This is a genomic window from Bacillus sp. PK3_68, from assembly GCF_003600835.1.
Taxonomy (GTDB): domain Bacteria; phylum Bacillota; class Bacilli; order Bacillales; family Domibacillaceae; genus Pseudobacillus.
Map to the genome: position 1 here is coordinate 3,978,253 of NZ_NQYC01000001.1, position 26,120 is coordinate 4,004,372.

The following is a 26,120-nucleotide window of genomic DNA, read 5'->3' on the forward strand; positions in this document are numbered from 1 at the left end:
AGGTGAAAGGGGCCGATCAATTTTATGTCACAATTAACAGGCATTATTCAAAGATTAAAATCATTGCAAGAGGGCGGAGAAAACGGAGAGGTGCAACAGCGTTTGTTCGAGGTAAACGGCAAGACGCTTTGCCAGGTTAAGTTTTTCCCGGGAAAAGATACATTTGAACTGGAAGTATATGATAAAGACGGAAAGGGCAATAAGTATCCTTTTGATGACATTGACATGACTGCTATTGAAATTTTTGAACTTCTCCAGGAAGAAAAACAGCAGTAATAGTCATACTCTAGCCCTGCTTACATTTAAGCGGGGCTTTTGGCAATCATGGAAATGTATGGGGAGAATTTGCTATAATTAAAGAAAGCGCCTTGAACGAATGGGAGTGCCATCAGCATGACCATAAAAAAGACATCTCTCAGAAAAGTGTAAAGGGGTAGTAATCAGATGATTTCTTTTGAAAGTAAAGATGTCCTTCATACGAACATTATGGATTATATTATTCCTGCCGAAAAAGTTGCCCATGTACAACCTGGGAATAATTTAGAGCATGCTTTGTTGATCTTAACAAAAAGCGGATATACAGCTATTCCAGTACTAGATGCTAAATATAGGCTTCAAGGGCTAATTAGCTCACCGATGATTACCGAAGCGATCCTCGGGTTGGAGAGAATTGAGTTTGAGAAGCTGGAACATATGAGAGTGGAGGAAGTGATGGCGACAGATAAGCCATGGCTTACTATTCATGATCATTTTCGAAAAGCGCTTGGACTATTAATCAATCACCCTTTTTTATGTGTAACCAATGAGGAAGGGGAATTTCAAGGCATATTGACCAGAAGAGTGATTCTCAAGCAGCTGAATTACCATGTGGATCAGCTTAAATAAATAAAACTTTATTTCTGACCGGATTCCCTTCAGGCAGAGAAGCATGAGAAATGCGAAAGCTTCTCTGCTTTTTCTCGTGAAGGCCCGGTTTTTTTGTAGGTCTGTAAGGAGGATAGGGAAGTTGGATAATGTACTACGTAAAGAAAGAAAATTGACAAAGCGGCCCTTGGTGTTAGCGGCAGTTATACTCGCTATGTTCATGGGAGCGATTGAGGCGACAATCGTCTCTACGGCTATGCCTGATATCGTGGCGGATTTGGGTGGTTTTTCTCTCTATAGCTGGGTGTTTTCTTCCTATTTATTGATGAACGCAGCTACCGTGCTTATTTACGGGAAGCTGTCTGATATTTTTGGGCGCAAGCCGGTACTGATTATCGGTATTTTAATTTTTCTTATAGGCTCTTTTTTATGCGGCTTGGCCGATTCAATGGGACAGCTTATTTTCTTTCGTCTTGTTCAAGGAATTGGAGCCGGGGCTGTCATGCCAATTGCCACAACGATTGTTGGCGACATTTATACGAAAGAAGAGCGTGCGAAGGTGCAAGGCTATCTTTCTAGTGTATGGGGAATTTCGGCAGTGACCGGTCCTGCACTTGGCGGGCTGCTCGTGGAATTTATCAGCTGGCGCTTTGTATTTTGGATTAACCTACCGTTAGGTGTATTGGCGATTGCCGGTTTATGGCTATTTTTACATGAAAACATGGAAAAGAAAAAGCCGGAAATTGATTACGCTGGTACTTTCGTATTTTTAATTTCAATTTCTAGCCTCATGTTTTTATTAGTAGAAGGCGGCTCCAAGTTTCCTTGGGTTTCAGGAAAGAGCGTTCTATTGTTTTCTATCTCAGCGCTAGCTTTTATCCTATTTATTTGGGTGGAAAGACGAGCTTCCTCCCCGATGATGCCTTTCAGCCTATGGAAGGTCCGTTCAATATTAATCGCTAATATTGTCTCCTTAACGACCGGTGTGATGCTTATCGGCATTTCTAGTTTTCTGCCTACCTATGTGCAGGGAGTTATGGGGGAGAGTGCCACAGTAGCTGGCTTTACGTTGACGGCGATGTCTATTGGGTGGCCGATTGCTTCAACGCTCTCAGGGAAGATGCTTTTGACTATCGGTTATCGCCAAACAACAATTATTGGTGGCTTGTCCCTTATTTTAGGCAGCGTCTTGTTTATCTTCATGAATGCCGAAAGCGGCCCTTGGTGGGCGGCTGTTTCTTCCTTCTTTGTTGGGGTAGGGATGGGACTTACATCAACTGCTTTCATTGTGTCCATTCAAAACTCCGTAGAGTGGGATCAGCGTGGGGCAGCCACTGCTGCCAATATGTTTATGAGGAACTTAGGAAATACTGTAGGGGCTGCCTTGCTCGGTGGTGTTTTAAACAGTCGGCTGCAATCATTCTTGCACAATCAGCCGGATGAAGAGATGAGGTCCCTTTCCGTTGATTCTATTAATGAACTGCTGGGCGGCAAGGAAAGCCAGCTTTCAGATAAAATGTTCCACATGCTTCAGGAAGGATTGGCGGGTTCGTTGCATGCTGTTTATGTAGTGGTATGTATCTTTGCTGTATTTTCTTTTCTCTTCCTATTATTGTTAAAAAAGGGTGAATGATTCGTTCGTTGTTCGGAGGGAGACAATATGCTATTTTCGGAATTTCAATTATTAAAGGTTTTAGCAGAGGAAATGAATATGAGAAAGGCAGCGCAACGGCTTTTTGTTTCACAGCCGGCGCTGTCCCAGCGGCTGCAAACGATTGAAAAAGAGTGGGGAGTGAAAATTTTTAATCGCTCGACGAAAGGTTTGTCTCTAACACCGGCTGGAGAAATCATTGTTCAATTTGCTGCAGAAGTCGTAGAAAAAAGGGAGAAAGTGCTTGAAAATATTCACGCATTAGAATCGGAAGTCCACGGTACATTAAAGATTGCCTGTGCGTCCATTGTTGGTCAAAAGTGGCTGCCAAAGGTATTAAAACGCTTCGTAAAAAAATATCCCCATGCCAAAATTTCTTTAATGACAGGCTGGAGCAGTGAAATCTCCAAAGCTCTTTATGAAGGGGAAGTACATATTGGCATTATCAGAGGAACGCCCGAGTGGAAAGGGCGAAAAATTCATCTATTTGAGGATAGCCTGTTCTTAGTAGATAAAGAAATCCGTAATGTAGAGGAGATATTAACCTCGGATAAGCCTTTTATTCAATTTAAAAGCGATTCCACCTATTACCAAGAAATTCAAGAATGGTGGCATCGTCAGTTTCAAATGGCGCCGAAGCAATCGATCATTGTTGACCAGATAGAAACGTGCAAGCAGATGGCGTTTAATGGAATTGGCTATGCGATTTTACCGGCAATTACGTTGGATGAAGCTGAAGGAGATGTATATAAACTGCCTTTGCTTGATGAAGAACAGCGGCCTCTTCGCCGAGACACATGGCTTCTCGGGTATGATGCGGCTTTTGAATTGAAGCAGGTACAAGCGTTTATTGAGATCGTGGAAGAGTGCAAATGAAGGGGCAGCGTGTAAAAATATTCTTGTGAAATGTTCTTTACTCTGATAAATTAAGAAGAAATGCGAAGCAAAATTTTAAAATTTTTCGCAGTACATATGATTAGTAGGAGGAATACATAGCATGAAAATGATGGATGCACATGAAATTATTTCTTTTATCAGCAATAGCACAAAATCAACGCCAGTAAAAGTATATGTAAAAGGTGAACTCGAAGGCATTAACTTTGGTTCTTCTTCCAAAACATTTATCGAAGGCCGTTCAGGTGTAGTATTCGGTGAGTGGTCAGAAATTTCTGAAGCCATTCAACAAAATGAAGGCAAAATCGAAGAGTATGTAGTAGAGAATGACCGCCGCAACTCAGCGATTCCTTTGCTCGATTTAAAAGGGATTAAAGCGCGTATTGAGCCGGGAGCAATCATTCGCGATCAAGTAGAAATTGGTGACAATGTCGTAATTATGATGGGCGCTTCTATTAACATCGGCTCAGTTATTGGTGAAGGTACGATGATTGATATGAATGCGGTGCTTGGCGGACGTGCTACTGTTGGAAAAAACTGTCATGTAGGCGCTGGGGCAGTGCTGGCGGGAGTTATTGAGCCGCCTTCTGCACAACCGGTTGTTCTGGAAGACGATGTGTTAATCGGTGCAAATGCAGTAGTATTAGAAGGTGTAAGAATCGGACAAGGATCTGTTGTTGCGGCAGGAGCAATCGTTACAGAAGATATTCCGCCATTTTCAGTGGCAGTCGGGGCACCGGCAAAAGTCATTAAACAAATTGACGATAAAACAAAGTCAAAAACAGAAATCATGCAGGAATTACGCAAACTGTAAGCAGCATGTAGGAGAAATTCAAGAGAAGCACGGGCTGCAGCCCGTGCTTCTTTATTAAAGAAAGTGAGTGAAGAAAGTGGGAAACAGCCCGTTTATAAGTATCCGAAGAGACCTCCATCAAATTCCTGAGTTAGGGTTTAATGAGTATAAGACACAAAGCTATATCCTTCAGTATCTGAACTCCCTTCCACAAGAGCGATTAGAAGTTAAGACATGGAAAACTGGCATCCTTGTTAAAATCAAAGGCAAAACGAGCCACCGGATAATTGGTTACCGGGCGGATATGGATGGCCTGCCGATTGAAGAGCAGACAGGCCTCTCATTTCGCTCCTTACATCCGGGGATGATGCATGCTTGCGGTCATGATGTGCATATGAGCATTGCTTTAGGGGTACTTACTTATTTTGTTCATAATGAAATTGACCCTGATCTGCTGTTTGTGTTCCAGCCGGCTGAAGAAGGACCCGGAGGAGCAGAGCCGATGATAAAAAGTGAAGAGATGAAAGCGTGGATGCCAGATGAAATATATGCCTTGCATATTGCTCCTGAATACCCGGCAGGGACAATCGCGACGAAAGAGGGCTTATTATTCGCAAACACTTCTGAGTTATTTATCGATTTAACTGGAAAAGGAGGACATGCGGCGTTTCCACATGAGACAAAGGATATGGTCGTTGCAGCGGCCCATTTAATTACCCAGCTGCAAACGGTTGTGTCGAGGAATGTGAATCCACTCGACAGTGCAGTAGTTACAGTCGGAAAGCTGACTGGCGGAACCGTTCAAAACGTGATTGCGGAAACCGCACGCATCGAAGGAACAATTCGCACTTTGTCCGCGGAGTCAATGCTCAAAGTAAAAAAACGGATCGAAGCTCTTGTAAAGGGGATCGAAATGGGCTTTGAATGCACAGCTACCATCGATTATGGCAGTAACTATTATCAAGTAAATAATGACTCTCATGTCTCCGAACGTTTTATTTCCTTCATGGAACGCCAGAAGGACATTGAACTCGTTATTTGCACAGAGGCGATGACAGGCGAGGATTTCGGCTATATGCTGAAAGAGATTCCGGGATTAATGTTTTGGCTTGGGGTAGGCTCTGAACACGGACTTCATCACGCAAAGCTGAATCCGAATGAAAAAGCGATTACAGTTGGAATTGATGCGCTTACGAATTATTTTAAAACGCTTACTTAACAGCCACTCCATTCTCCCTACTCTTGTCGATAAGGCCTCCAGGATAGCTGTAGAGGGGTTATTGTTTGGTTGTAAGGAAAGAACATGATACACTGGATATAAATGATAGGGTTAAAAAAAGGGTGACAGGGAACAACAATAGAGGGTGTTTTTTTAGAAAGCCTGCAGAATTTTTTTATATTAATTTCTTTTTTAAAATTATTATAAACAGTTGTTGACGCCGATATTTGCATCTATTATAATAACTGTGATAAGGAAAGTAATTGAGAATAATCTTTTACTTTCTCATTTATAATTGAATTCTATTTTGGAGGGATTTTAGAAATGGCAGAACGCATGGTAGGAAAACAAGCTCCACGTTTCGAAATGGACGCAGTATTGGCTAATAAGGAGTTTGGAAAAGTAAGTCTTGAAGAAAACATGAAAAATGACAAGTGGACAGTATTATTCTTCTACCCAATGGACTTTACTTTCGTATGTCCAACAGAAATCACTGCTGTATCTGACCGCTATGATGAGTTCGAAGATTTGGATGCAGAGGTAATTGGTGTTTCTACTGATACAATTCATACTCACTTAGCATGGATTAATACAGACCGTAAGGACAATGGTCTTGGCGATCTGAAATATCCACTCGCTGCTGATACAAACCACACAGTATCCCGTGAATATGGCGTATTAATTGAAGAAGAAGGCGTAGCACTTCGCGGATTATTCATCATCAATCCAGAAGGCGAACTTCAATACCAAGTAGTAAACCACAATAACATCGGCCGCGATGTAGATGAAACTCTTCGTGTGCTTCAAGCGCTTCAAACAGGCGGACTCTGCCCTGCAAACTGGAAGCCAGGTCAAAAAACTCTGTAAGATCTTTTACAGAGAAATAACTGAGCGTAACAAACAAAAAGGCCTAACTTATTCGTTAGGTCTTTTTTAGAAATAAGAGGGAGGATATTTAAATGAAATTAAGAGAACCAATGCCGGAATTAAACGGTGCAACTGCTTGGTTGAATGGCGAAGTGACAAAAGATGAATTGGTTGGTGAAAAACCAACACTTATCCACTTTTGGTCTATCAGTTGTCATCTATGTAAAGAAGCAATGCCAAAAGTAAATGAATTCCGCGATGAATACAGCGACAAACTGAATGTCGTGGCTGTACATATGCCCCGCTCTGAAGATGATCTTAATCTTGAAGAAATTAAATCTGTAGCAGCAGAGCATGGAATTACACAGCCGATTTTTGTAGACAGTGAGCATAAATTAACAGAAGCATTTGAAAACCAATATGTTCCTGCTTATTATGTGTTTGATAAAGACGGCAATCTCCGCCATTTCCAAGCCGGAGGAAGCGGCATGAAAATGCTGGAAAAGCGTGTGAATCGCGTATTAGATGAAACAGAGAAAAATGCACAATAAAAAACGAACCAGCTGATGAGCTGGTTTTTATTTATATAAATTTGTGAAAAAAATCACAAAATCTTCGGTAAGATTCCTTCATTTTCTTGTGTCCGGTGTTTAGAATGAAAAGAAGAGGTAAAATAAATTCAATAGTGTAAAAATAAGGAGGTCTCTTTATGGAACTGGATAGTGTCATGCTCAGCCGGATGCTGACCTCAATGACATTAGCATTTCATATTATTTTTGCCACAATTGGCGTAGGGGTTCCTGTAATGATTGCTATTGCCGAATTTATTGGAATTAAAAGAAATGACCCCTATTATCTACTGTTGGCAAGACGTTGGGCTCGGGGATTTACCATTACAGTGGCTGTTGGTGTTGTAACAGGAACAGCGATTGGATTACAATTGTCGCTTCTTTGGCCGAGTTTTATGGAGGTAGCCGGGCAAGTGATTGCGCTGCCTTTATTTATGGAGACATTTGCCTTTTTCTTTGAAGCTATCTTCTTAGGGATTTACTTATACACATGGGATCGATTCAAAAACAGAATGACACATTGGGTATTAACCATTCCAGTTATGATTGGATCTTCCGCTTCAGCTTTGTTTATTACCACCGTTAATGCATTTATGAACACACCTCAGGGATTTGAACTTAAGGATGGAAAAGCCGTTAATATTGATCCGATTGCTGCCATGTTAAACCCGGCTACTCCTTCCAAGGTCTTCCACGTATTAACGACTTCTTATATGACGGCTGCTGCTGTGCTGGCAGCTATCGCGGCTGTTGCGATTATTAAAGGAAAAAGAGGACAGTATGAGAGAAAGGCTTTACGTTTAACACTTATTTGTACATTTATCTTTTCTATACTTACAGCGCTTGCTGGAGATGTATCGGCGAAATTCTTAGCTGAAGAGCAACCTGAGAAACTGGCGGCTGCAGAATGGCACTTTGAGACAGAGAGAGGCGCCGATCTTATTTTGTTTGGCACACTCGATGAAAACAACGAAATAAAGAATGAGATTCGCCTTCCGGGGTTTTTAAGCTTTTTAGCCGGCAGCTCATTTGACACGAAAGTAATCGGGTTGAATGAGTTTCCAGAAGATGAACGTCCGCCGTTATGGGTGCACTATATGTTTGACCTTATGGTTTCAATCGGCTTTTTTGTCCTGGGGGTTTCTGGCGTATATATTTTGATGGATAGAATTAAACGGTTTAATGAACTGAATAAACCGCTGTTATGGTTGGTTACAGCCGGTGGACCACTCTCTATGCTGGCAATTGAATTTGGCTGGATTTACGCGGAGGTAGGGCGCCAGCCATGGATATTAAACGGATATATGAAGGTGTCAGAAGCTGCAACGACAGGCGATGGGGTGGGGCTCACGTTTATCCTATTTGCTCTTCTTTATTTGGTGCTCGGAGTTATTTGTGTCTTTGTGTTAATTCGTATGTTTAAACATACACCGGCAGAAGCCGAGTTGGAACAGCGTTTCCCAAACCTTTGATCAGTTAGAGGAGGATGAGAGCCATGAATTTAGAACTTCTTGGTATTACTGTTCTATGGACATTTTTATACGGTTATTTGATCGTTGCGTCCATCGACTTCGGTGCCGGCTTTTTCGCTTATTATGGAAAAATAACGAAAAAAGACCACTTGATTAATGATTTAATTTCCAGATACTTATCGCCCGTATGGGAGGTAACGAATGTCTTTTTTGTCTTTTTCTTTGTCGGGATCGTAGGTTTTTTCCCAAGCACGGCTTATTATTTTGGAACAGCCTTGCTGATCCCCGGCAGCATAGCGATTATTTTGTTAGCAATCCGTGGATCGTTTTATGCATTCAATAATTATGGCTCCAGGAGCAGTACAGCTTATTTATTCTTATACGGAGCGACAGGGCTGTTAATTCCTGCCTCACTCTCAACGGCTTTAACCATTTCTGAAGGGGGCTTTTTAAAAGTAGAAGGGGATAAGGTTACTTTTTTGGCAAAAGAATTGTTTGCAAGTCCCTATTCCTGGAGTGTAGTAGTCTTGTCTATCGTTTCTGTTTTATTCATTAGTGCTGCCTTTTTAACTTATTATGCAGACCGGGCAGACGATAGAGGGGCACGGACGATCTTGCGTAAATTTGCCTTGCTGTGGAGCCCGCCGACAATTGTGGCCAGCTTCCTTGTGTTTGTTTCGCTGCGGGAACATAACCCTGAACATTTTCATAAGGCAGTGAGTGAGTACTGGTGGATGTTTGCGTTATCGCTGCTCTGCTTTATCATTGCCTCTTGTCTGATCTATATAAGGAGAAATTTCGGCGCGGCGTTTATTTTAGTTATGCTGCAATTCTTCTTTGCTTTCTTTGGTTATGGAGCATCCCATTTACCATATATTTTGTATCCGCACGTTGTCCTGCATGAAAGTGTAACGAATGAAACAATGGCTGTTGCGCTGGTTATTGTTTTTGTGCTAGGGCTGCTGCTGTTAATTCCCTCTCTCTATTTGTTAATGAAGCTATTCCTATTCGATGCGGAGTATGTAAAGGGGAAAAAACAATAAGTACACTATCGTATCGCTCTATCTTCTGTGATAGAATGATCAGGTAATGAAACTTCGATGAACTAGTGGGGGAATTCATGTGAAAAAAGAGTTTGTGGTAATAGGCCTTGGTCGCTTTGGCGGCAGCATTTGTCGGGCGCTTTCAGAACAAGGAATGGAAGTGATGGCGATCGATGTTGACGAGGACCGCGTCAATGAATTTGCTGCTATTGCCTCACACGCTGTTGTAGCGGATACAACGGATGAGTCGGTGTTGAAAAGTCTTGGCATTCGCAATTTTGATCATGTTATTGTAGCGATTGGTGATGACATTCAGTCGAGCATTTTAACGACGTTAATGTTAAAGGAAATTGGCGTCAAGAAAGTGACAGCAAAAGCGCAAAATGACTATCATGAAAAAGTGCTCAGAAAAATCGGAGCGGATCATGTTGTTCATCCGGAGAGGGACATGGGCCGGAGAATCGCCCATAATATGATTTCTAATAATGTGCTTGATTACTTGGAATTATCTGATGAGCATTCCATCATGGAGATCGTGGCAAATAAGGTCTTGTCAGGAAATTCATTGATTGATTTAGATATCCGAGCGAGATATGGCATCAACATTGTGGCTATTAAAAGAGGGAGAGAAATCCTCGTTTCCCCCCAGGCTGACGAGAAGATAGCGGAAGGGGACATCCTGATTGTCATTGGCGCTGATTCCGATATTAATCGTTTTGAGCAGAAAGTAATGAACGCGTAACCACTACAAACATAAAAACATAAAAGAGTAAATCAAACAAAAAGATGCAGCTATTGGCTGCATCTTTTTGTTTGATAAGAAAAAGTAAAAGGACTGGCTCCGGCGCATTCGTTTGGAGCCAGTCCTATAAGCGGGCTTTATTTCATTATACTTCCATGATAATTGGAAGTATCATCGGACGCCGTTTTGTTTTCTCATAGAGGAAAGGAGCGAGCGTATCGATAATTTCATTTTTGATCTCAGACCATTGAGTGGTTTTCTGGTTGAGCATGCGGTGAATGTGTTTGTTTAACATGCTTTGTGCTTCATAAATCAAATCACCTGATTCGCGCATATAGACGAATCCGCGCGAAATAATGTCGGGGCCTGCTTCCACCTTGTACGTTTCCATATTGATACTAACCACGACAATAACGAGCCCTTCTTCAGAGAGGATGCGGCGGTCGCGCAACACGATATTGCCAATGTCCCCAATTCCACTTCCATCAATATAAACAGAGCCTGAAGGGATTTTTCCAGCAAGCTGGGCAGAATCTTTGCTAAGGGCAAGGACTTCCCCGTTATCCATGATAAAGCAATGATCTTCAGGAACCCCGCAGTCAACAGCTAGCTGAGCATGCATTTTTTGCATCCGGTACTCCCCATGAATCGGCATAAAGAATTTAGGTTTAATCAGGCGCAGCATCAGTTTCTGCTCTTCTTGGCTGCCGTGACCAGATGTGTGAATATTGCTTAATGAACCGTGAATAACTTCCGCTCCTGCACGGAAGAGAGCATTGATGGTCCGATTCACGCTGATCGTGTTGCCAGGAATAGGTGACGAGGAAAAAACAACTGTATCGCCTGGCTGAATTTGAATTTGGCGATGGGTGCCGTTAGCGATTCTGGATAGAGCAGCCATTGGCTCTCCCTGGCTGCCGGTACAGAGGATCGTTACCTTATCAGCCGGCAGGCGGTTAAGCTGCTGATTATCGACAAAAGTGTCTTTTGGACAACGAATATAGCCTAAGTCCTGGCCGATGTTAATTGCTGCTTCCATGCTTCTGCCAAATACAGCTACTTTTCGGCCGTTTTCTACAGCTGCCTCTACGACCTGCTGTAGACGGTGGATATTGGAAGCAAATGTAGCAAAAATAATGCGTCCCTCTACTTTTCTGAAAATGTCCTGAATGCTTTCGCCGACCCGGCGTTCAGACATGGTGAAATTTGGAACTTCACTATTTGTACTGTCGGATAAGAGGCAAAGCACACCTTCTTTGCCGATCTCAGCCATTTTAGTTAAGTTAGCCGGTTCACCGACTGGTGTAAAATCAAACTTAAAATCACCTGTGTGTACAATGTTACCTGGAGGAGTCTTGACTACAATACCATAGGAATCCGGAATACTGTGAGTTGTACGGAAGAAAGTCACAGACGTTTTTCTGAACTTAATCACATCATCTTCATGGATTTCATGCATTCTCGTTTGGCGCAGCAATCCATGTTCTTCCAGCTTGTTTTTGATTAAGCCAAGGGCTAGCTTGCCGCCATAGATCGGTACATTTACTTGGCGAAGCAAATAGGGAATGCCGCCGATATGGTCTTCGTGTCCGTGGGTAATAAACAACCCTTTAATTTTATCGGCATTTTTCTCTAAATATGTGTAATCGGGAATGACGTAATCAATACCCAGTAACTCATCTTCCGGGAATTTAATTCCAGCATCAATCAAGATAATCTCATCTTGAAATTGTACCGCATAGGTGTTTTTTCCGATTTCACCCAAACCGCCAAGGGCAAAAACAGCTGTTTGATCATTTTTAACGGCTTTCATAAATTAAAGCTTCTCCAATCGGTAATTTGGCGATTGTTGTTCATAAGCTAAGTATGGTCCTTCAATCGCTTGGATGTATTCAATATTATAAGGGCGGTTTTTTAGTGACTGACGTACTTCCCGTTCCGAAGCCGCTTCTGTATAGAGGGATTTTGTATTTTCACGTATAGTCACTTCATTTCTGTTTTCTTGATAGTACACTTTAAAGATCATTTGTTTCTCTCCTTGTCCGATTAATATATCAAAACTGCACACCTGAAAAGCTTCAGGGACAGCTCCTCTCGTGTTATCATGACTGCCTTTGGCAATCAGTCCGCTTTTCGCTTTTCTTTATTATAAAGAATGTTTAATTTTTTTCATGTTTTTCATATTTTTGCTTTTGTTTAAATAGAAATAGATGAAATTTTTGTATTTATACACAAAGACAGCCCTTCATAAAGGAAGGGCTACACCATTCTTTATTATGCGATTGATTTTCTTCTGAGCATGTCTCTCCACTGTTTGGCAAGCTTCTTCTTTAGCTTCTTTAACATAGTGGATCACTCCTTAGGGTTATTTTAACATAAGTTGATTTAAATAAAAAGAAAAATGGAAAGATACTGCCCGTCACCTGTTAGTTAGTATGGATAAAGCTATGTCTAATTAGGCGTGGTAAAAAACGCCAAAGGGCATGGTTCGTTGACTTTAACAGGGAGTTAAGGTAGCTTTGAGAGGGAAAAGATGTGAAAAGGAAAAGGGGCTGTTTGTGTGACGAAATTAGTATTTTTTGATATAGATGGAACCTTGCTGGATCATAATAAACAGTTGCCGGCAAAAACAAAAGAAGCGTTACAATTACTAAGAGATAAAGGCGTGTACACAGCGATCGCCACAGGACGGGCGCCGTTTATGTTCGCCGATTTGCGGAAAGAGCTTGATATTCATTCATTTGTCAGCTTTAACGGCCAATATGTAGTGTTTGAAGATGAGGTGATTTATGTTAATCCTCTGGCGACTGACTCACTGGACAGGCTAAATAAGTATGCGAGTGAGCGGGGGCATTCACTCGTTTATATGAATGAAAAAATGATGAAGGCCAGTCGCTCCCATGATGCGTATGTGGAGGAAAGCCTCGCTAGCTTAAAATTTCCTTATCCAGAAATCCATTCTGATTTTTATAAAGGCAGCGACCTATATCAAACGCTAATTTTCTGTGGGAAAGAAGAGGAGGAGAGTTACCGGGAGCAGTTCCCGGAATTTACTTTCATTCGCTGGCATCCTCATTCTCTTGATATCCTGCCGGCAGGAGGATCGAAGGCTGAAGGGATCAAAAAAATGATGGAACGGTTAAACTTTAAGATAGAGGATGTCTATGCTTTTGGTGACGGATTAAATGACATTGAAATGCTGAAGCTTGTTGGCACAGGGGTAGCTATGGGGAATGCGCTTCCGCCTGTAAAAGAAATTGCTGACATGGTGACAAGCGATGTAGCAGAAGACGGCATTTATCTTGCTCTAAAAAAATTAGAGCTTATATAGCAGACAGGAAAGCGGCGGTTTTGAAGAGGAGCTTTATTGTTAAATAGTCAGTCCGGCCTGAAAAAATTCAGGCCGGACTGACTATTTTTTATGGTACTTATACGGTCCGTTCCTTTAAAGAGGACGGCTTAGTTTTTTGCTGTTAAGCGGGGGCAACCCGCTTGGTTATTAGCGTTCAATGGGAGTCGATCCTTCAATAACGGAAAAAGGATTGTTTGGATCGATATGATCGTAGAACATGACACCGTTTAAATGATCAATTTCATGCTGGACCACAATAGCAGGCATTCCTTTTAAGCGTAATTTTATTTCTTTTCCATCGAGATCAACAGCTTTTACTGTTACCCGTGCATATCTGTGCACATATCCGGGCACATCTCGATCTACTGATAAACAACCTTCTCCGGAAACTAGGTAAGCCTTTTCTACAGAGTGGCTCACAATTTTTGGATTGATTAAAGCATGGCTAATTAATTCTCCATGATCATCGTTTACTTGAATAGCAATCATGCGTTTGGATAGACCAATTTGTGGAGCAGCAAGCCCAACACCAGGCCGAAGACCGAATTTTTTTGCTGTTTCCGGATCTTGGCTGTTTTGAACGTACTCCAATAGGCTTTTAGCTATTTCTTTATCTTCCTCGCTTGGCGGCAACGCTATATCAGCCGCTTTTTCTCTTAATACTGGATGTCCTTCCCGAACAATGTCTTTCATTGTAATCATAATGTGTACCTTCTTTCTGTGGGGCGATCTTTAGGGAATAGTTTATCAAAAAAACAGCAGATTGTTAACGAAACAGCTGGATGTTTCGGCAGAAGAAAAAAAGGATATGTAAGGAAAACAGCAAGAGCGCTCTGGATACATATGAAGAAAAGTGTGAACGTGATCGAATGGGGGAGGCTGAAATGAAAAAACAGCGCATGATTTCCTATGGACTAGCCATTATTTTGTTAACAGGCTGCGGGGGATCAACCGAGAAACAGATTTCTGCTGTTTTAAAAAAAACAGCAGAGGCAGAAGAAGAGTTTGTTAAGCAGCAGCAGCCATTAAAAGAGCTAGAGAAGAAAGAAATGAGCATTTACAAAAAAATGATGACTAGCAGCGGGAAAGAGAAAAAGCGGTGGTCAGCTCTGCAGGAAAAGGCAGAAAAGAATTTAAATGACCGTAAAGAAAAAGTTTTTGCTGAACAGGAAGCGATGAAAAAAGCAGCGGATGAATTTTCTAAATTGGATGAATTAAAGAAAAGACTGGAAGACAAACAAGTGAGAGGGGAGCTAGACGGATTAATTAAAACGATGAATGAAAGGTATAAAGCGCACCAGGATGTAGCGAAACGGTATAATGAAGTTTTGCGATTAGACAAGAAGCTCTATTATATACTCGGGAAAGAAACAACCACATTATCAGATGTGGAGGAACAGCTTGACAAAATTAATAAAGAAAATGATAAGTTAAAAATGTCCAATGAGCGGTTTAACAAACTAACTCGTACATTTAATAAACAAAAAACTGCACTAGAGAAGTCTATAGAGAGTAAATAACTGTGACAGAATGAGAGGGGAGAAGGAAGGGAATACTGCCCGCTACTACTTCCATCCAATTATTGAAACAAGCCGGGATACGTAAATTTCCCGGTTTTTTTTCTTTTTCAAAGGGAAAGGATATACATGTATAAACGAAGGAAAAGATATCCCGTAAAAACTAATCTATAACAGTTTGGAGAAAAGGGTTTTTTTATAGTACAGATGATTTGGTGCAGTAATACAGTTTTGGTAGGGGGGATTAGGGGAAAACAACAACTTCCTTTTGAAAAAGGTAATTTTGTTTGACTTTCAGTTAAATGTTATTATAGACTTATGTCTGTAAACAAGTTGTTGTACTAGTGTACATTGGATTTCTACTAGTACAGAGCTGACCATAAATCACCCCATCTGAAACATTTGTGCGATACAGAAGATTGAAGGATGGCTTGTTGAACAAGAAAACTATGCACAATAAAAAAGAAAGGATAGGTGGCTTTCATGAGTGCTAAAAAGAAGGCACAATTCGATGCAAAAAAGACACTTGAAATGATTGAAGACCAATTTGAAATGGTCCAGGTTTTAAATGAAGAAGGGAAAATTGTTAATGAAGAGGCGATGCCTAAATTAACTGATGAGCAGTTGGAAGAATTAATGACGCGTATGGTCTACACGCGGATTCTTGATCAACGTTCTATTTCATTGAACCGTCAAGGGCGCCTTGGATTCTATGCACCGACTGCTGGACAAGAAGCATCACAAATTGCTTCTCACTTCGCTTTAGAGAAAGAGGACTGGATTTTACCAGGATATCGTGATGTTCCGCAAATCGTTTGGCACGGCCTTCCTTTATATCAAGCCTTCTTGTTCTCCCGCGGACATTACCACGGAAATCAAATGCCTGAAGGTCTTAATGTACTTGCTCCACAAATCATTATCGGAGCTCAATACATCCAAAATGCCGGTGTGGCACTTGGTTTGAAAAAACGAGGCAAAAAAGCGGTAGCGGTTACATATACAGGAGATGGCGGCTCTTCACAAGGTGACTTCTATGAAGGCATTAACTTTGCTGGTGCGTTTAATGCTCCTGCGATTTTTATTGTCCAAAATAACCAGTTTGCCATCTCAACTCCACGTGAAAAACAAACAGCGGCCAAAACAATCGCGCAAAAAGGGATTGCAGCAGGCCTTCCAAGCGTGCAAGTAGACGGAATGGATCCGTTAGCTGTTTATGCTGTTACTCATGAAGCCCGGGAGCGAGCTTTAAACGGAGAGGGACCAACTTTAATTGAAACGATTTGTTATCGTTACGGTCCTCATACGATGGCAGGGGACGATCCAACACGCTATCGTACGAATGATATGGATACTGAATGGGAGAAGAAAGATCCACTTGTTCGCTTCCGTAAATACCTGGAAGGTAAAGGCCTGTGGAATGAAGAAAAAGAAACGGCTGTAATTGAACGGGCAAAAGAGGAAATTAAAGCAGCCATTAAAAAAGCGGATGAAACACCAAAACAAAAAGTAACAGACTTAATGGCTCATATGTACGAAGAAATGCCTGCAAACTTAAAAGAACAATATGAAATTTATAAAGAGAAGGAGTCGAAGTAAGCCATGGCGCAAATGACAATGATCCAAGCTATTACGGACGCTCTGCGCACAGAACTAAAGAACGACGAAAATGTGTTGGTCTTTGGGGAAGACGTTGGAGTAAATGGAGGAGTTTTCCGAGCAACGGAAGGCCTTCAAAAAGAATTTGGTGAAGATCGTGTATTTGATACACCGCTTGCTGAATCAGGGATCGGCGGTCTTGCTGTTGGACTTGCTCTTGAAGGATTCCGTCCAGTACCTGAAATCCAATTTTTTGGTTTTGTCTATGAAGTAATGGATTCTATCAGCGGTCAGTTAGCCCGCCTTCGTTACCGTTCAGGCGGCAGCTATTCTGCTCCAGTTACGATCCGTTCTCCGTTTGGTGGTGGCGTGTATACACCAGAGCTTCATGCGGACAGCTTAGAAGGACTTGTTGCTCAACAACCAGGTTTAAAAGTTGTAATTCCGTCCTCACCTTACGATGCAAAAGGACTCTTGATTTCTGCGATCCGTGACAACGATCCGGTTATTTTCCTTGAGCACATGAAATTATATCGTTCTTTCCGCCAAGAAGTGCCGGAAGAAGAGTATACGATTCCTCTTGGAAAAGCGGAAGTGAAACGTGAAGGAACAGACCTTTCGATCATTACTTATGGAGCAATGGTTCATGAATCAATCAAAGCGGCGGAAGAGCTGGAAAAAGAAGGACATTCTGTAGAGGTGATTGATCTTCGCACTATTCAACCATTGGATATTGATACGATTGTAGCCTCTGTTGAGAAAACAGGACGTGCCATCGTTGTTCAGGAAGCTCAAAAACAAGCAGGAATTGCAGCTAATGTGGTAGCGGAGATCAATGAGCGCGCTATTTTAAGCTTGGATGCACCAGTGCTACGTGTAGCTGCTCCGGACACAGTTTATCCATTTTCACAAGCAGAGCCAGTCTGGCTTCCAAACTTTAAGGACGTTATTGAAACAGCGAAGAAAGTACTTGATTTTTAATAATCGGTATCGCACAGGGCAGATGATCTCAGGTCTCTTTGAGGCAGGTCTGAGATCTCTCCTAATGTAACGATTGTTGAGAGGATTAACTTAATTAGGAGGGTGAAGACTTTGGCATTTGAATTTAGATTACCTGATATCGGTGAAGGTATTCACGAAGGCGAAATTGTAAAATGGTTCGTAAAAGCGGGCGACAAAATTGAAGAGGATGACATCCTCTGTGAAGTGCAAAATGATAAAGCCGTCGTTGAAATTCCTTCTCCTGTTACAGGAACAGTAGAAGAGGTTTTAGTCAGTGAAGGAACAGTAGCGGTTGTTGGGGACGTTCTTGTCAGAATTGATGCTCCAGGCTATGAAGATTTGCAGTTTAAAGGGCACGGAGACGGAGAAGAAAAGACCGAAGCTCAAGTGCAATCGACAGCTGAAGCAGGCCAGGATGTAAAGAAGGAAGAAGTGCCTGTGCAAAAAGAAGAAGAGGCTACTGGAGCGGGAGCACAGCCAGCTGCAGCAGAAGTAGATCCGAACCGCCGTATCGTAGCGATGCCGTCTGTTCGTAAATATGCACGTGACAATGGCGTAGATATTCGTCAAGTAGCTGGCTCTGGTAAAAATGGCCGCGTATTGAAGGCAGATATCGATAGCTTTGTTGCTGGTGACCAGAAATCTGCAGAAGAACCGGCAGCTAAGCAGGAAGCGGTAGATGTAGAACAGCAAACGAATAAGCAGGAAAGCGCAGCTGCACCTGTTATTCCTGAAGGTGAATTCCCAGAAACACGTGAGAAAATGAGTGGTATTCGCAAAGCGATCGCCAAGGCGATGGTGAATTCTAAACATACAGCACCACATGTTACATTAATGGATGAAGTAGAGGTGACCAAGCTTTGGGCTCACCGCAAGAAATTCAAAGCGATCGCTGAAGAAAAAGGCATTAAGCTGACTTTCCTTCCTTACGTGGTAAAAGCCTTAACAAGTGCACTTCGTGAGTACCCGGCTTTAAACACATCGCTTGATGATAGCACAGACGAAATCGTTCATAAGCATTATTACAATATTGGTATTGCTGCTGATACGGATAAAGGCCTTCTTGTACCAGTTGTAAAAAATGCGGATCGAAAATCAATGTTTACTATCTCAAATGAGATTAATGAGCTGGCAAATAAAGCACGCGATGGAAAGCTCTCTCCAGCAGAAATGAAAGGCGCAAGCTGCACAATTACGAATATCGGCTCTGCTGGCGGGCAGTGGTTTACGCCGGTCATTAACCATCCGGAAGTAGCTATTTTAGGCATTGGTCGAATTGCAGAAAAACCGATCGTAAAAAATGGTGAAATTATAGCCGCACCTGTGTTAGCATTATCATTGAGCTTTGACCACCGAATGATTGATGGCGCAACAGCTCAAAATGCGCTTAATCATATCAAGCGTTTATTAAATGATCCAGAACTTTTATTAATGGAGGCGTAATACAATGGTAGTAGGAGATTTCGCAATCGAAACTGATACGATAGTCGTCGGAGCAGGCCCTGGTGGATACGTGGCAGCTATTCGTGCTGCACAGCTTGGACAGAAAGTGACCATCGTTGAAAAAGGAGAACTGGGCGGCGTCTGCTTAAACGTCGGCTGTATCCCTTCTAAAGCGTTACTCACAGCAGCTCATCGTTTTGAGCAGGCTAAACATTCAGATGACATGGGAATTGTAGCTGAAAATGTTACAGTTAACTTTGAAAAAGTTCAAGAATGGAAAGCCAGTGTCGTTAAAAAACTGACTGGCGGAGTAGAAGGACTTTTAAAAGGCAACAAAGTAGAAATTGTCCGTGGGGAAGCTTATTTTGTTGATGCGAATACACTCCGTGTAATGGATGAAAATTCTGCCCAAACATATAAGTTTAAAAATGCAATTGTAGCAACTGGTTCTCATCCAATTGAGATCCCTAATTTCAAATTTTCTGAGCGTGTTATTAATTCAACAGGTGCTTTGGCACTGAAAGAAGTACCGGCTAAGATGGTTGTTGTCGGCGGTGGATATATTGGTGCTGAGCTTTCTACAGCTTATGCAAACCTCGGCACGGAAATAACTATTCTTGAAGGAGCTAACGAGATCTTAAACGGCTTTGAAAAGCAAATGTCTGCTCTCGTTAAACGCAACCTGAAGAAAAAAGGCGTAACGATTGTTACAAAAGCAATGGCTAAGTCAGCCGAAGAAACAGAAAACGGTGTAACCGTTACTTACGAAGTTGGCGGAAAAGAAGAAAAAGTAGAAGCTGATTATGTACTGGTTACAGTTGGCCGCAAGCCAAACACAGATGAACTTGGTCTTGAACAAGCTGGTGTTAAAATCACAGATCGCGGTTTAATCGAAATTGACAAGCAGTGCCGTACAAGCGTATCCAATATTTATGCGATCGGGGATATTGTACAAGGTCCTCCATTAGCTCATAAAGCTTCTTATGAAGGAAAAGTTGCAGCGGAAGCTATTTCAGGCGAGCCTTCTGAAATTGATTATATGGCTATTCCAGCTGTGTGCTTCACTGAGCCTGAATTGGCGACTGTTGGCTACACAGAAGCAGAAGCGAAAGAAGAGGGAATAGAAGTGATTGCAGCTAAGTTCCCATTTGCAGCTAACGGCCGTGCATTGGCGCTTAACAGCACAGACGGATTCGTGAAGCTTGTTACACGCAAGGAAGACGGATTAATTGTCGGTGCTCAAATTGCTGGGTCTGGCGCATCTGATATGATCGCTGAATTAGGACTTGCTATTGAAGCAGGCATGACAGCAGAAGATATCGCTATGACAATTCATGCACACCCAACTTTAGGGGAAATTTCTATGGAGGCAGCTGAGGTTGCTCTTGGCACACCTATCCATATTGTAAAATAAAGATAAAAAATAGAACTGCCTGTGGGCAGTTCTATTTTTTATGTCTATTTAGTTAAGAATTTGTCCCTGCAGCCATAAACTGTATTAGGAAACAATAAGAGATAGGCGGAGGGACTATGAATTACTATATTATATTTATTTTCCATTTAATGATTTGGAGCTTTTATACGTTGGCTTCCTGGCTATCCAATGGAGATTCAAAAACATTTCAAGGACTGTTGTTCATTGTTTTTTTCTATATTTGCATGTCAGCCGCCCAAAAAATATTGCATTCCCAGCGAAAAGGGTTTTTTATGACGGTTACTACTTTGCTTTGTTATTGGACAGGCAAACTTACTATTGATCAGCTGCTTCATATCTTTTCTGCTTCTTTTTAAACTTTGTTACACTGAAAGAAACAAATGGAAAGAAGGGAAAAGATGAGAAAGTTAACCATTTTAATACTTCTTTTAGTTTTGTCTGGATGCAGCGGACAGAGTGATAAAGAGCAGAAGGAGGCACCACTTGTAGAAAAGAAAGTGATGGGCCAACCGGCCGAGAAGCAGAAAGATGAAAGGGAAATGAAAGCCAAACAAGAGGCACCACTTTATCGGGTCAACCAGAACAATTGGACAATCGAACCTATCGGCTCAGCCAATCCTAAAGTTGTGCTGCTTACTATTGACGATGCACCAGACAAATACGCATTGGAAATGGCTAAAATACTTAAAAGCGAAAACGTTTCTGCTATCTTTTTTGTAAATGGACAGTTTTTGGAGAACGAGGAAAATAAAAAAATGCTGAAGGAAATAGATCAAATGGGGTTTATGATCGGCAATCATACTTATTCTCATAAAGATTTAAAAAGTTTGTCAGAGGAAGAACAGAAAGAGGAGATTTTAAAAGTGAATGAAATGGTTGAAAAAACTATTGGCAAACGCCCTGTCTTTTTCCGCGCTCCATTTGGCAGTAACACAGATTTTTCGAGACAGCTAATCCGAAAAGAAAAGATGAGTATTATGAATTGGACATATGGCTACGATTGGGAAAAGGAATACATGACCAAAGAAAGCTTATCAGATGTGATGGTGAATACACCAATGTTAACGAACGGAGCAAATATCCTGATGCATGATAGGCAATGGACCAAAGAAGCATTAAGTGTAATGGTTACGGGCCTGCAGGAAAAGGGCTATGAGATCATTGATCCTAAAATGATTGCAACAGAGCAAAATCAAGAGTAAATGGCGGCGGGGGGCCATTTTCGACTTTTATTGCCCGGACTTCCGCAGGCTAATCTGTTTCTGCGCAGAAACAGATTAGCCTGCGGAAAAAATAGATTTTCAGCCGGACAGTGGCTCACCAGTTACAGCTTTATTTATCCCCATTACATAAATGGATATATATGGGCCGTTTGCTGATAGGCCTTATTTAAATAGAGTAGATATCGTTCCATTGAAATAGAGCTTTTATTGTGAAAGATGATGAGCTGTTTTGGATGAGTATTATAGCCGCGTGGCAGAAGTGATAATTTTTCTAACTGTTTAAAAGAGGGTCTTGTAGCTGATTGTTTGAGGTAGGCGGATTGACTGCTTCCTGGTTTTCTTCTTTTGTTTAGGGCATGAATGATTTGCGAGGGAGTTTCTATCCCTAAGCCGTGTCCAAAGCATGTGCCATCCTCAAGAACGACAGCATTTTCTCCTCTCCACCAGGAGGTGTTTGGATCAAAGTCAGGATTATTAAAATACACAACATCTCCGGGCAGGAAATAGTTTGTCTTCACTGTTTCTATTCCAAGAGCAGGATTAGCATGCCAGCTGTATAAATAAATGTTTTGGAAGAAACGGTTAAAAGAATAGTCTCCGATGCTATGTAAAACGGCATGATAATAGATAATCATCTTGGCTGTAGCGCATTCAAATGCATAGAGTGAACTATTCCGATAAATGTCCCGAATAGCTTCGGAGGGCAGTGCGCCGCGCTTTAACTGAAAACCCCCGACTGCTGTCAAATACCAGTACTGAGGATTGCACCGAGATTTTTCAAAGGGCTCAAATTGTGAATCGCCGTCATTCATCTTTCGTGCGCTAGCTATGATGTTTTCTCGTAAACGGATTTCAAATAATAACTCGCTAATAGATTGATAAGAATAAACGTCCGGAGCATCGTTCATTCGTTGAAAAATAATGCTTTCAATCCGATCAGCCGGCCACATGGTGTTTTGGTAAAATGGCATTCCTGATAACTGTATCATGCTCTCCCTCCTTCCCCATTTCCTTCTTACTTATACTATTACCTAATGTATTTAGGCTTTATTTTAATATGTCTGCCATTTTTTCTGCGCTGATTTTTATAGGGGAGAGCTAATTATGTATAAATAGCAAAGTTTTTTTTGAATAAACGTCCTGCCATTCCCAGTGACGCTATGCCTGTTTAATAAAAGTATATAAAAGGCAAATGTGCCATACAATTTAGGCTTGAAAAATGAAATGTGTTATATTATTATTTATTTAAATTATAAAAGCGCATACAAAATATTTGAAGGGGATGTGTAACATGGGCACAATTATTTGCAAAGCGTGTATGAGCACAATAGAATATTTTGAAGACGAAAAAGTTTCTGTTGCTTATTCTTACTGCGGTTGTGATGAAGAAACTGAGCTGGAGGACTAATTGACGGACAGACCCATTTAATAGATGAAAAAACACCGAAAGCAGCTGCTTTCGGTGTTTTTTCATCTATTATTAAATAATCGCTTTTCGCTCTTTGATGACTCTTAATGTCTTTAATTCAGAATCTTCGGGTCCCTGGACTGGTAGACCTGCCTCCTGGTTTTTCTGAATGTACGTGAGGTTTTCTTCTGTAATAATTTCCCCAGGAATAAAAATCGGGATTCCAGGCGGATAGACCATCACAAATTCAGCGATAATCCGGCCGGCTGACTCCTCAAACGGCACTACTTCAGTTTCGGCATAAAAGGCATCCCTGGGCGATAATGCCAGTAATGGAATATCAGGAAGAAGGACTTTTGTGCGCATCTTTTCTTCGGTTCCTTCAAATACATCAGCCATGTGAGTAAGAGCGCGAAGCAAAAGGTTTGCTTCTTTTTCCGTATCTCCCGGTGTCACAATACAAAGAATGTTATATAGATCTGAAAGCTCTACTTCAATGTTATAATTCTCTCTTAGCCAATTCTCTGCTTCGTGTCCTGTAATACCTAGTTGTTTTACATAAATGATCAATTTGGTCGGGTCAAAATCATAAGTTGCTTTTGATCCGAGTATTTCAGCCCCTACACAGTATAAGTTAGGGATTTCATTGATTTGCTCACGAATCGAGTGGGCAAGTGAAAGAGCTTCATCAATCAATTTTTCTCCTTCAGTGGCAAGACGCCTCCGTGCAGCATCAAGAGAAGCAAGCAGCAAGTAAGAAGTGGAAGTTGTTGTTAACATGCTTAAGATGGTTTGAACACGCTTCGTTGGGATAAGCCCTTCTTTTACATTTAAAACAGAGCTTTGTGTTAAAGAGCCGCCAAGCTTATGCACGCTTGTTGCTGCCATATCTGCTCCCGCTTGCATAGCAGACATTGGCAGTTCGTCGTGGAAATGAATATGAACCCCATGTGCCTCATCAACAAGAACAGGTACATTAAATGAATGAGCTATTTCAACAATTTGTTTTAAATCGCCAGAAATACCAAAGTAGGTTGGATTGATCACAAGCAATCCCTTAGCATCGGGGTGTTCGGTTAATGCCCGGAGAACTGCATCCGTTGTAATGCCGTGGGAAATTCCGAGATCCGGGTCAACTTCCGGGTGGATAAAAATTGGTACAGCGCCAGAAAAGACAATAGCTGTCATGACAGATTTATGAACGTTTCGGGGGACAATAATTTTATCTCCAGGTCCGCAAACGGTCATCACCATCGTCATAATGGCTCCGCTTGTACCTTGGACGGAGAAAAACGTATGATCCGCTCCAAATGCCTTTGCCGCCAAGTCCTGAGCCTGCTGGATCATGCCTTGAGGATGATGAAGATCGTCAAGGGGTAATATATTAATCAAATCGATAGAAAGAGCATTCTCTCCAATAAATTGGCGAAATTCAGGGTCCATTCCACTGCCTTTCTTATGGCCTGGAATATGAAACTGCACCGGGTTTTTTGCTGCATGAGCCTTTAAGCCGGTGAACAATGGTGTATCAAATTGTGACAATTTACTTTTCACCTCATTTATTATAACGTATCTAATTGTGCAAGAGCTTTAAAAGCACAAGAAATTATAGCATGTTCATAAAGCTTTGCCTAGCGACCGGGGGAATATGCAATAAGAAGTAAAAAGAATAACGAGGAGGGAGCCGTCGATGGAATATTCATATCCATTTTCACCAGATTGGTCCACAGAGGAAGTGATTGACGTGATTAAATTTTTTGAAGCAATTGAGCGCGCGTATGAAACGGGAATTAATAGAGAAGAGCTGATGACTGTCTACCGTCGGTTTAAAGAGATTGTGCCGAGCAAGTCAGAGGAAAAGCGGCTGTGCAATGAATTTGAAGAAATAAGTGGATATTCCTCTTACCGCACCATCCAGCAAGTGAAGTCTGCCTCTGCAGATCAAAAAATAAAAATGAGATAGAAACACATTTTATCTAAAGAATATGTAGCAAAAAAGGCCCTTCTGAAAATGTATTTTAGAAGGGCCTTTTTTGTTTAAGACAATTTATATAGGGGTATTAATTTTACAAATACATCATGAATAAAAGCCACTAACTCGGGGCCGGTCAACTGAATGGCTTTTTCCCTTGGCAAGTGGACACCACAAAGAATTTCCGATTTCTTGATGGATTGGAGGCGCTGGAACAAATGGAGTAATTGCTCATCAGACAAATCTTTCATCTTGGTCGCTTCCGGTTTTCTGTGATCGTCGGACCAGAGAAATTCACCGGGGATGTGTTTTCGCAAATAGGATATTTTCTCCTCAAGAAGAGCACCGATATCTGCTTTATTCGGAGACTCGTCTATCACAGCATACCAAATAAATAAATGTGATTGCCACAATCCAATTTGAAAGTGAGGGTGTTTCTTGTACCCGCGTTTATTGTCAGCAAATGCAACCCATGTATCATTTGGCGGATTTACTGTTCTACGGGCATGCTTAGCGACATGTGGAAACATCTCATTTCCCACCAGGACACTTAGTTCTCCGGAGAACTGATCGCCTAAAAATTCTAGTTTAGGCCGAATCAATGCTTTCAAGGCTGTCATTCTTTCATCTAAGCCAGCGATTTGGAAAACATCAAAATCGGCCTGAGTAAAACCAGTGAAATTCATAAAATATCCTCCTAATGCTTGTTGAAGATATTTTATCATAAAAAATAAGCAAATAGAAATACTATGCAATAGAAACAAATAAAGCAAAGTGACCTATTAGTTGAGGGAAAGGACTTACTGAAGTATAAATAACAGAAAAATAAAAGGAGTGCTTACAAATGAAACAAGTAATGAATGGGATGCAAACATACACGCAATCAAAGGAGAAATTAGCAGTTATTCGCTTGGAGCTGGACTATGAGCTGGCTGTACTTTACGAGGCGATGAAAGCAAAGAATGACGATCAAATGGAGAAATCAAAGGAGAAGCTGAACATTCTTCGTGAACAAATGCTGAAAATGGAAGCGTAATGAAAAGTAGTTTTATGGGTGA

The 26,120-nt window shown here is 41.5% G+C and carries 28 protein-coding genes; 22 read left to right on the forward strand and 6 right to left on the reverse strand.

The annotated features are described in order from the left end of the window. Positions 1 to 24: 24 nt before the first annotated feature. From CJ483_RS19945 to CJ483_RS19995, 11 genes are all read left to right on the forward strand, one after another. On the forward strand, positions 25 to 276 hold the full coding sequence (locus CJ483_RS19945) for a YkuJ family protein (protein ID WP_120036954.1): 252 nt from the start codon (positions 25 to 27) through the stop codon (positions 274 to 276). Between the two features lie 168 nt (positions 277 to 444). Then, positions 445 to 885, forward strand: coding sequence for a cyclic-di-AMP-binding protein CbpB (gene cbpB, locus CJ483_RS19950; protein WP_120036956.1), 441 nt, complete (start codon positions 445 to 447; stop codon positions 883 to 885). Positions 886 to 1,006: 121 nt separating this feature from the next. Beyond that, positions 1,007 to 2,497: an MDR family MFS transporter gene (locus CJ483_RS19955; protein ID WP_259455730.1), complete on the forward strand. Its 1,491-nt coding sequence runs from the start codon at positions 1,007 to 1,009 to the stop codon at positions 2,495 to 2,497. A gap of 27 nt (positions 2,498 to 2,524) precedes the next feature. Next, positions 2,525 to 3,391, forward strand: coding sequence for a LysR family transcriptional regulator (locus CJ483_RS19960; RefSeq protein WP_120036961.1), 867 nt, complete (start codon positions 2,525 to 2,527; stop codon positions 3,389 to 3,391). 121 nt (positions 3,392 to 3,512) lie between these two features. After that, positions 3,513 to 4,223 carry a 2,3,4,5-tetrahydropyridine-2,6-dicarboxylate N-acetyltransferase gene (gene dapD / locus CJ483_RS19965; protein ID WP_120036963.1) on the forward strand — a complete coding sequence of 237 codons (711 nt, stop codon included), beginning with the start codon at positions 3,513 to 3,515 and terminating at the stop codon, positions 4,221 to 4,223. A 76-nt stretch (positions 4,224 to 4,299) separates the two neighbouring features. Next, positions 4,300 to 5,421 (forward strand): N-acetyldiaminopimelate deacetylase, encoded by a 1,122-nt coding sequence (locus tag CJ483_RS19970; protein WP_120036965.1) that lies wholly within the window; start codon positions 4,300 to 4,302, stop codon positions 5,419 to 5,421. Between the two features lie 324 nt (positions 5,422 to 5,745). Next, entirely contained in the window at positions 5,746 to 6,288 is a 543-nt protein-coding gene (ahpA, locus tag CJ483_RS19975; RefSeq protein WP_120036967.1) for a biofilm-specific peroxidase AhpA, read from the forward strand. Positions 6,289 to 6,380: 92 nt separating this feature from the next. Beyond that, entirely contained in the window at positions 6,381 to 6,839 is a 459-nt protein-coding gene (locus tag CJ483_RS19980) for a TlpA family protein disulfide reductase (RefSeq protein WP_120036969.1), read from the forward strand. A 158-nt stretch (positions 6,840 to 6,997) separates the two neighbouring features. After that, positions 6,998 to 8,329, forward strand: a complete 1,332-nt coding sequence (locus tag CJ483_RS19985) for a cytochrome ubiquinol oxidase subunit I (RefSeq protein ID WP_120036971.1) — start codon at positions 6,998 to 7,000, stop codon at positions 8,327 to 8,329. 23 nt (positions 8,330 to 8,352) lie between these two features. Further along, the gene (locus tag CJ483_RS19990) at positions 8,353 to 9,372 is read left to right on the forward strand and encodes a cytochrome d ubiquinol oxidase subunit II (protein WP_120036973.1); all 1,020 of its coding nucleotides are present in this window, start codon (positions 8,353 to 8,355) and stop codon (positions 9,370 to 9,372) included. Positions 9,373 to 9,451: 79 nt separating this feature from the next. Continuing rightward, positions 9,452 to 10,114, forward strand: a complete 663-nt coding sequence (locus tag CJ483_RS19995) for a potassium channel family protein (protein WP_120036975.1) — start codon at positions 9,452 to 9,454, stop codon at positions 10,112 to 10,114. Between the two features lie 145 nt (positions 10,115 to 10,259). On the opposite strand, the gene rnjA is transcribed toward CJ483_RS19995, so the two are convergent. Continuing rightward, positions 10,260 to 11,927: a ribonuclease J1 gene (rnjA, locus tag CJ483_RS20000; protein WP_120036977.1), complete on the reverse strand. Its 1,668-nt coding sequence runs from the start codon at positions 11,925 to 11,927 to the stop codon at positions 10,260 to 10,262. 3 nt (positions 11,928 to 11,930) lie between these two features. Further along, a complete protein-coding gene (locus CJ483_RS20005) occupies positions 11,931 to 12,140 on the reverse strand; it encodes a DNA-dependent RNA polymerase subunit epsilon (protein WP_120036979.1) in 210 nt (69 codons plus the stop codon). 534 nt (positions 12,141 to 12,674) lie between these two features. On the opposite strand from CJ483_RS20005, the gene CJ483_RS20010 reads away from it, so the two are divergent. Next, entirely contained in the window at positions 12,675 to 13,445 is a 771-nt protein-coding gene (locus CJ483_RS20010; protein ID WP_120036981.1) for a Cof-type HAD-IIB family hydrolase, read from the forward strand. A gap of 168 nt (positions 13,446 to 13,613) precedes the next feature. On the opposite strand, the gene def is transcribed toward CJ483_RS20010, so the two are convergent. Beyond that, positions 13,614 to 14,168, reverse strand: a complete 555-nt coding sequence (gene def, locus CJ483_RS20015) for a peptide deformylase (RefSeq protein ID WP_120036983.1) — start codon at positions 14,166 to 14,168, stop codon at positions 13,614 to 13,616. Positions 14,169 to 14,350: 182 nt separating this feature from the next. On the opposite strand from def, the gene CJ483_RS20020 reads away from it, so the two are divergent. From CJ483_RS20020 to CJ483_RS20050, 7 genes are all read left to right on the forward strand, one after another. Continuing rightward, complete coding sequence (locus CJ483_RS20020; RefSeq protein ID WP_182917117.1) at positions 14,351 to 14,986, forward strand: YkyA family protein; 636 nt, start codon at positions 14,351 to 14,353, stop codon at positions 14,984 to 14,986. A gap of 480 nt (positions 14,987 to 15,466) precedes the next feature. Beyond that, positions 15,467 to 16,579 carry a pyruvate dehydrogenase (acetyl-transferring) E1 component subunit alpha gene (gene pdhA / locus CJ483_RS20025; RefSeq protein ID WP_120036986.1) on the forward strand — a complete coding sequence of 371 codons (1,113 nt, stop codon included), beginning with the start codon at positions 15,467 to 15,469 and terminating at the stop codon, positions 16,577 to 16,579. A gap of 3 nt (positions 16,580 to 16,582) precedes the next feature. Next, complete coding sequence (locus CJ483_RS20030; RefSeq protein ID WP_120036988.1) at positions 16,583 to 17,560, forward strand: alpha-ketoacid dehydrogenase subunit beta; 978 nt, start codon at positions 16,583 to 16,585, stop codon at positions 17,558 to 17,560. A gap of 111 nt (positions 17,561 to 17,671) precedes the next feature. Further along, complete coding sequence (locus tag CJ483_RS20035) at positions 17,672 to 19,024, forward strand: dihydrolipoamide acetyltransferase family protein (protein WP_120036989.1); 1,353 nt, start codon at positions 17,672 to 17,674, stop codon at positions 19,022 to 19,024. A 4-nt stretch (positions 19,025 to 19,028) separates the two neighbouring features. Then, on the forward strand, positions 19,029 to 20,438 hold the full coding sequence (gene lpdA, locus CJ483_RS20040) for a dihydrolipoyl dehydrogenase (RefSeq protein WP_120036991.1): 1,410 nt from the start codon (positions 19,029 to 19,031) through the stop codon (positions 20,436 to 20,438). Between the two features lie 116 nt (positions 20,439 to 20,554). Beyond that, positions 20,555 to 20,815 carry a hypothetical protein gene (locus CJ483_RS20045; RefSeq protein WP_120036993.1) on the forward strand — a complete coding sequence of 87 codons (261 nt, stop codon included), beginning with the start codon at positions 20,555 to 20,557 and terminating at the stop codon, positions 20,813 to 20,815. A gap of 42 nt (positions 20,816 to 20,857) precedes the next feature. Further along, entirely contained in the window at positions 20,858 to 21,661 is an 804-nt protein-coding gene (locus CJ483_RS20050) for a polysaccharide deacetylase family protein (RefSeq protein ID WP_120036995.1), read from the forward strand. A 143-nt stretch (positions 21,662 to 21,804) separates the two neighbouring features. Here CJ483_RS20050 and CJ483_RS20055 read toward each other — a convergent pair whose 3' ends face one another. Next, positions 21,805 to 22,671 (reverse strand): protein-glutamine gamma-glutamyltransferase, encoded by an 867-nt coding sequence (locus CJ483_RS20055; RefSeq protein WP_120036997.1) that lies wholly within the window; start codon positions 22,669 to 22,671, stop codon positions 21,805 to 21,807. Positions 22,672 to 22,973: 302 nt separating this feature from the next. Here CJ483_RS20055 and CJ483_RS20060 point away from each other — a divergent pair, with 302 nt between their 5' ends. Further along, positions 22,974 to 23,090 carry a GapA-binding peptide SR1P gene (locus CJ483_RS20060; protein WP_120036999.1) on the forward strand — a complete coding sequence of 39 codons (117 nt, stop codon included), beginning with the start codon at positions 22,974 to 22,976 and terminating at the stop codon, positions 23,088 to 23,090. Positions 23,091 to 23,162: 72 nt separating this feature from the next. On the opposite strand, the gene CJ483_RS20065 is transcribed toward CJ483_RS20060, so the two are convergent. Continuing rightward, the gene (locus CJ483_RS20065) at positions 23,163 to 24,632 is read right to left on the reverse strand and encodes an aminotransferase class I/II-fold pyridoxal phosphate-dependent enzyme (protein ID WP_120037001.1); all 1,470 of its coding nucleotides are present in this window, start codon (positions 24,630 to 24,632) and stop codon (positions 23,163 to 23,165) included. Positions 24,633 to 24,780: 148 nt separating this feature from the next. Between CJ483_RS20065 and CJ483_RS20070 the strand changes: the two genes are divergently transcribed. Continuing rightward, on the forward strand, positions 24,781 to 25,053 hold the full coding sequence (locus tag CJ483_RS20070; protein WP_120037003.1) for a UPF0223 family protein: 273 nt from the start codon (positions 24,781 to 24,783) through the stop codon (positions 25,051 to 25,053). A gap of 74 nt (positions 25,054 to 25,127) precedes the next feature. On the opposite strand, the gene CJ483_RS20075 is transcribed toward CJ483_RS20070, so the two are convergent. Continuing rightward, positions 25,128 to 25,748: a YktB family protein gene (locus CJ483_RS20075; protein WP_120037005.1), complete on the reverse strand. Its 621-nt coding sequence runs from the start codon at positions 25,746 to 25,748 to the stop codon at positions 25,128 to 25,130. A gap of 158 nt (positions 25,749 to 25,906) precedes the next feature. Between CJ483_RS20075 and CJ483_RS20080 the strand changes: the two genes are divergently transcribed. Next, a complete protein-coding gene (locus tag CJ483_RS20080) occupies positions 25,907 to 26,098 on the forward strand; it encodes a hypothetical protein (RefSeq protein WP_120037007.1) in 192 nt (63 codons plus the stop codon). Positions 26,099 to 26,120 lie beyond the last annotated feature (22 nt).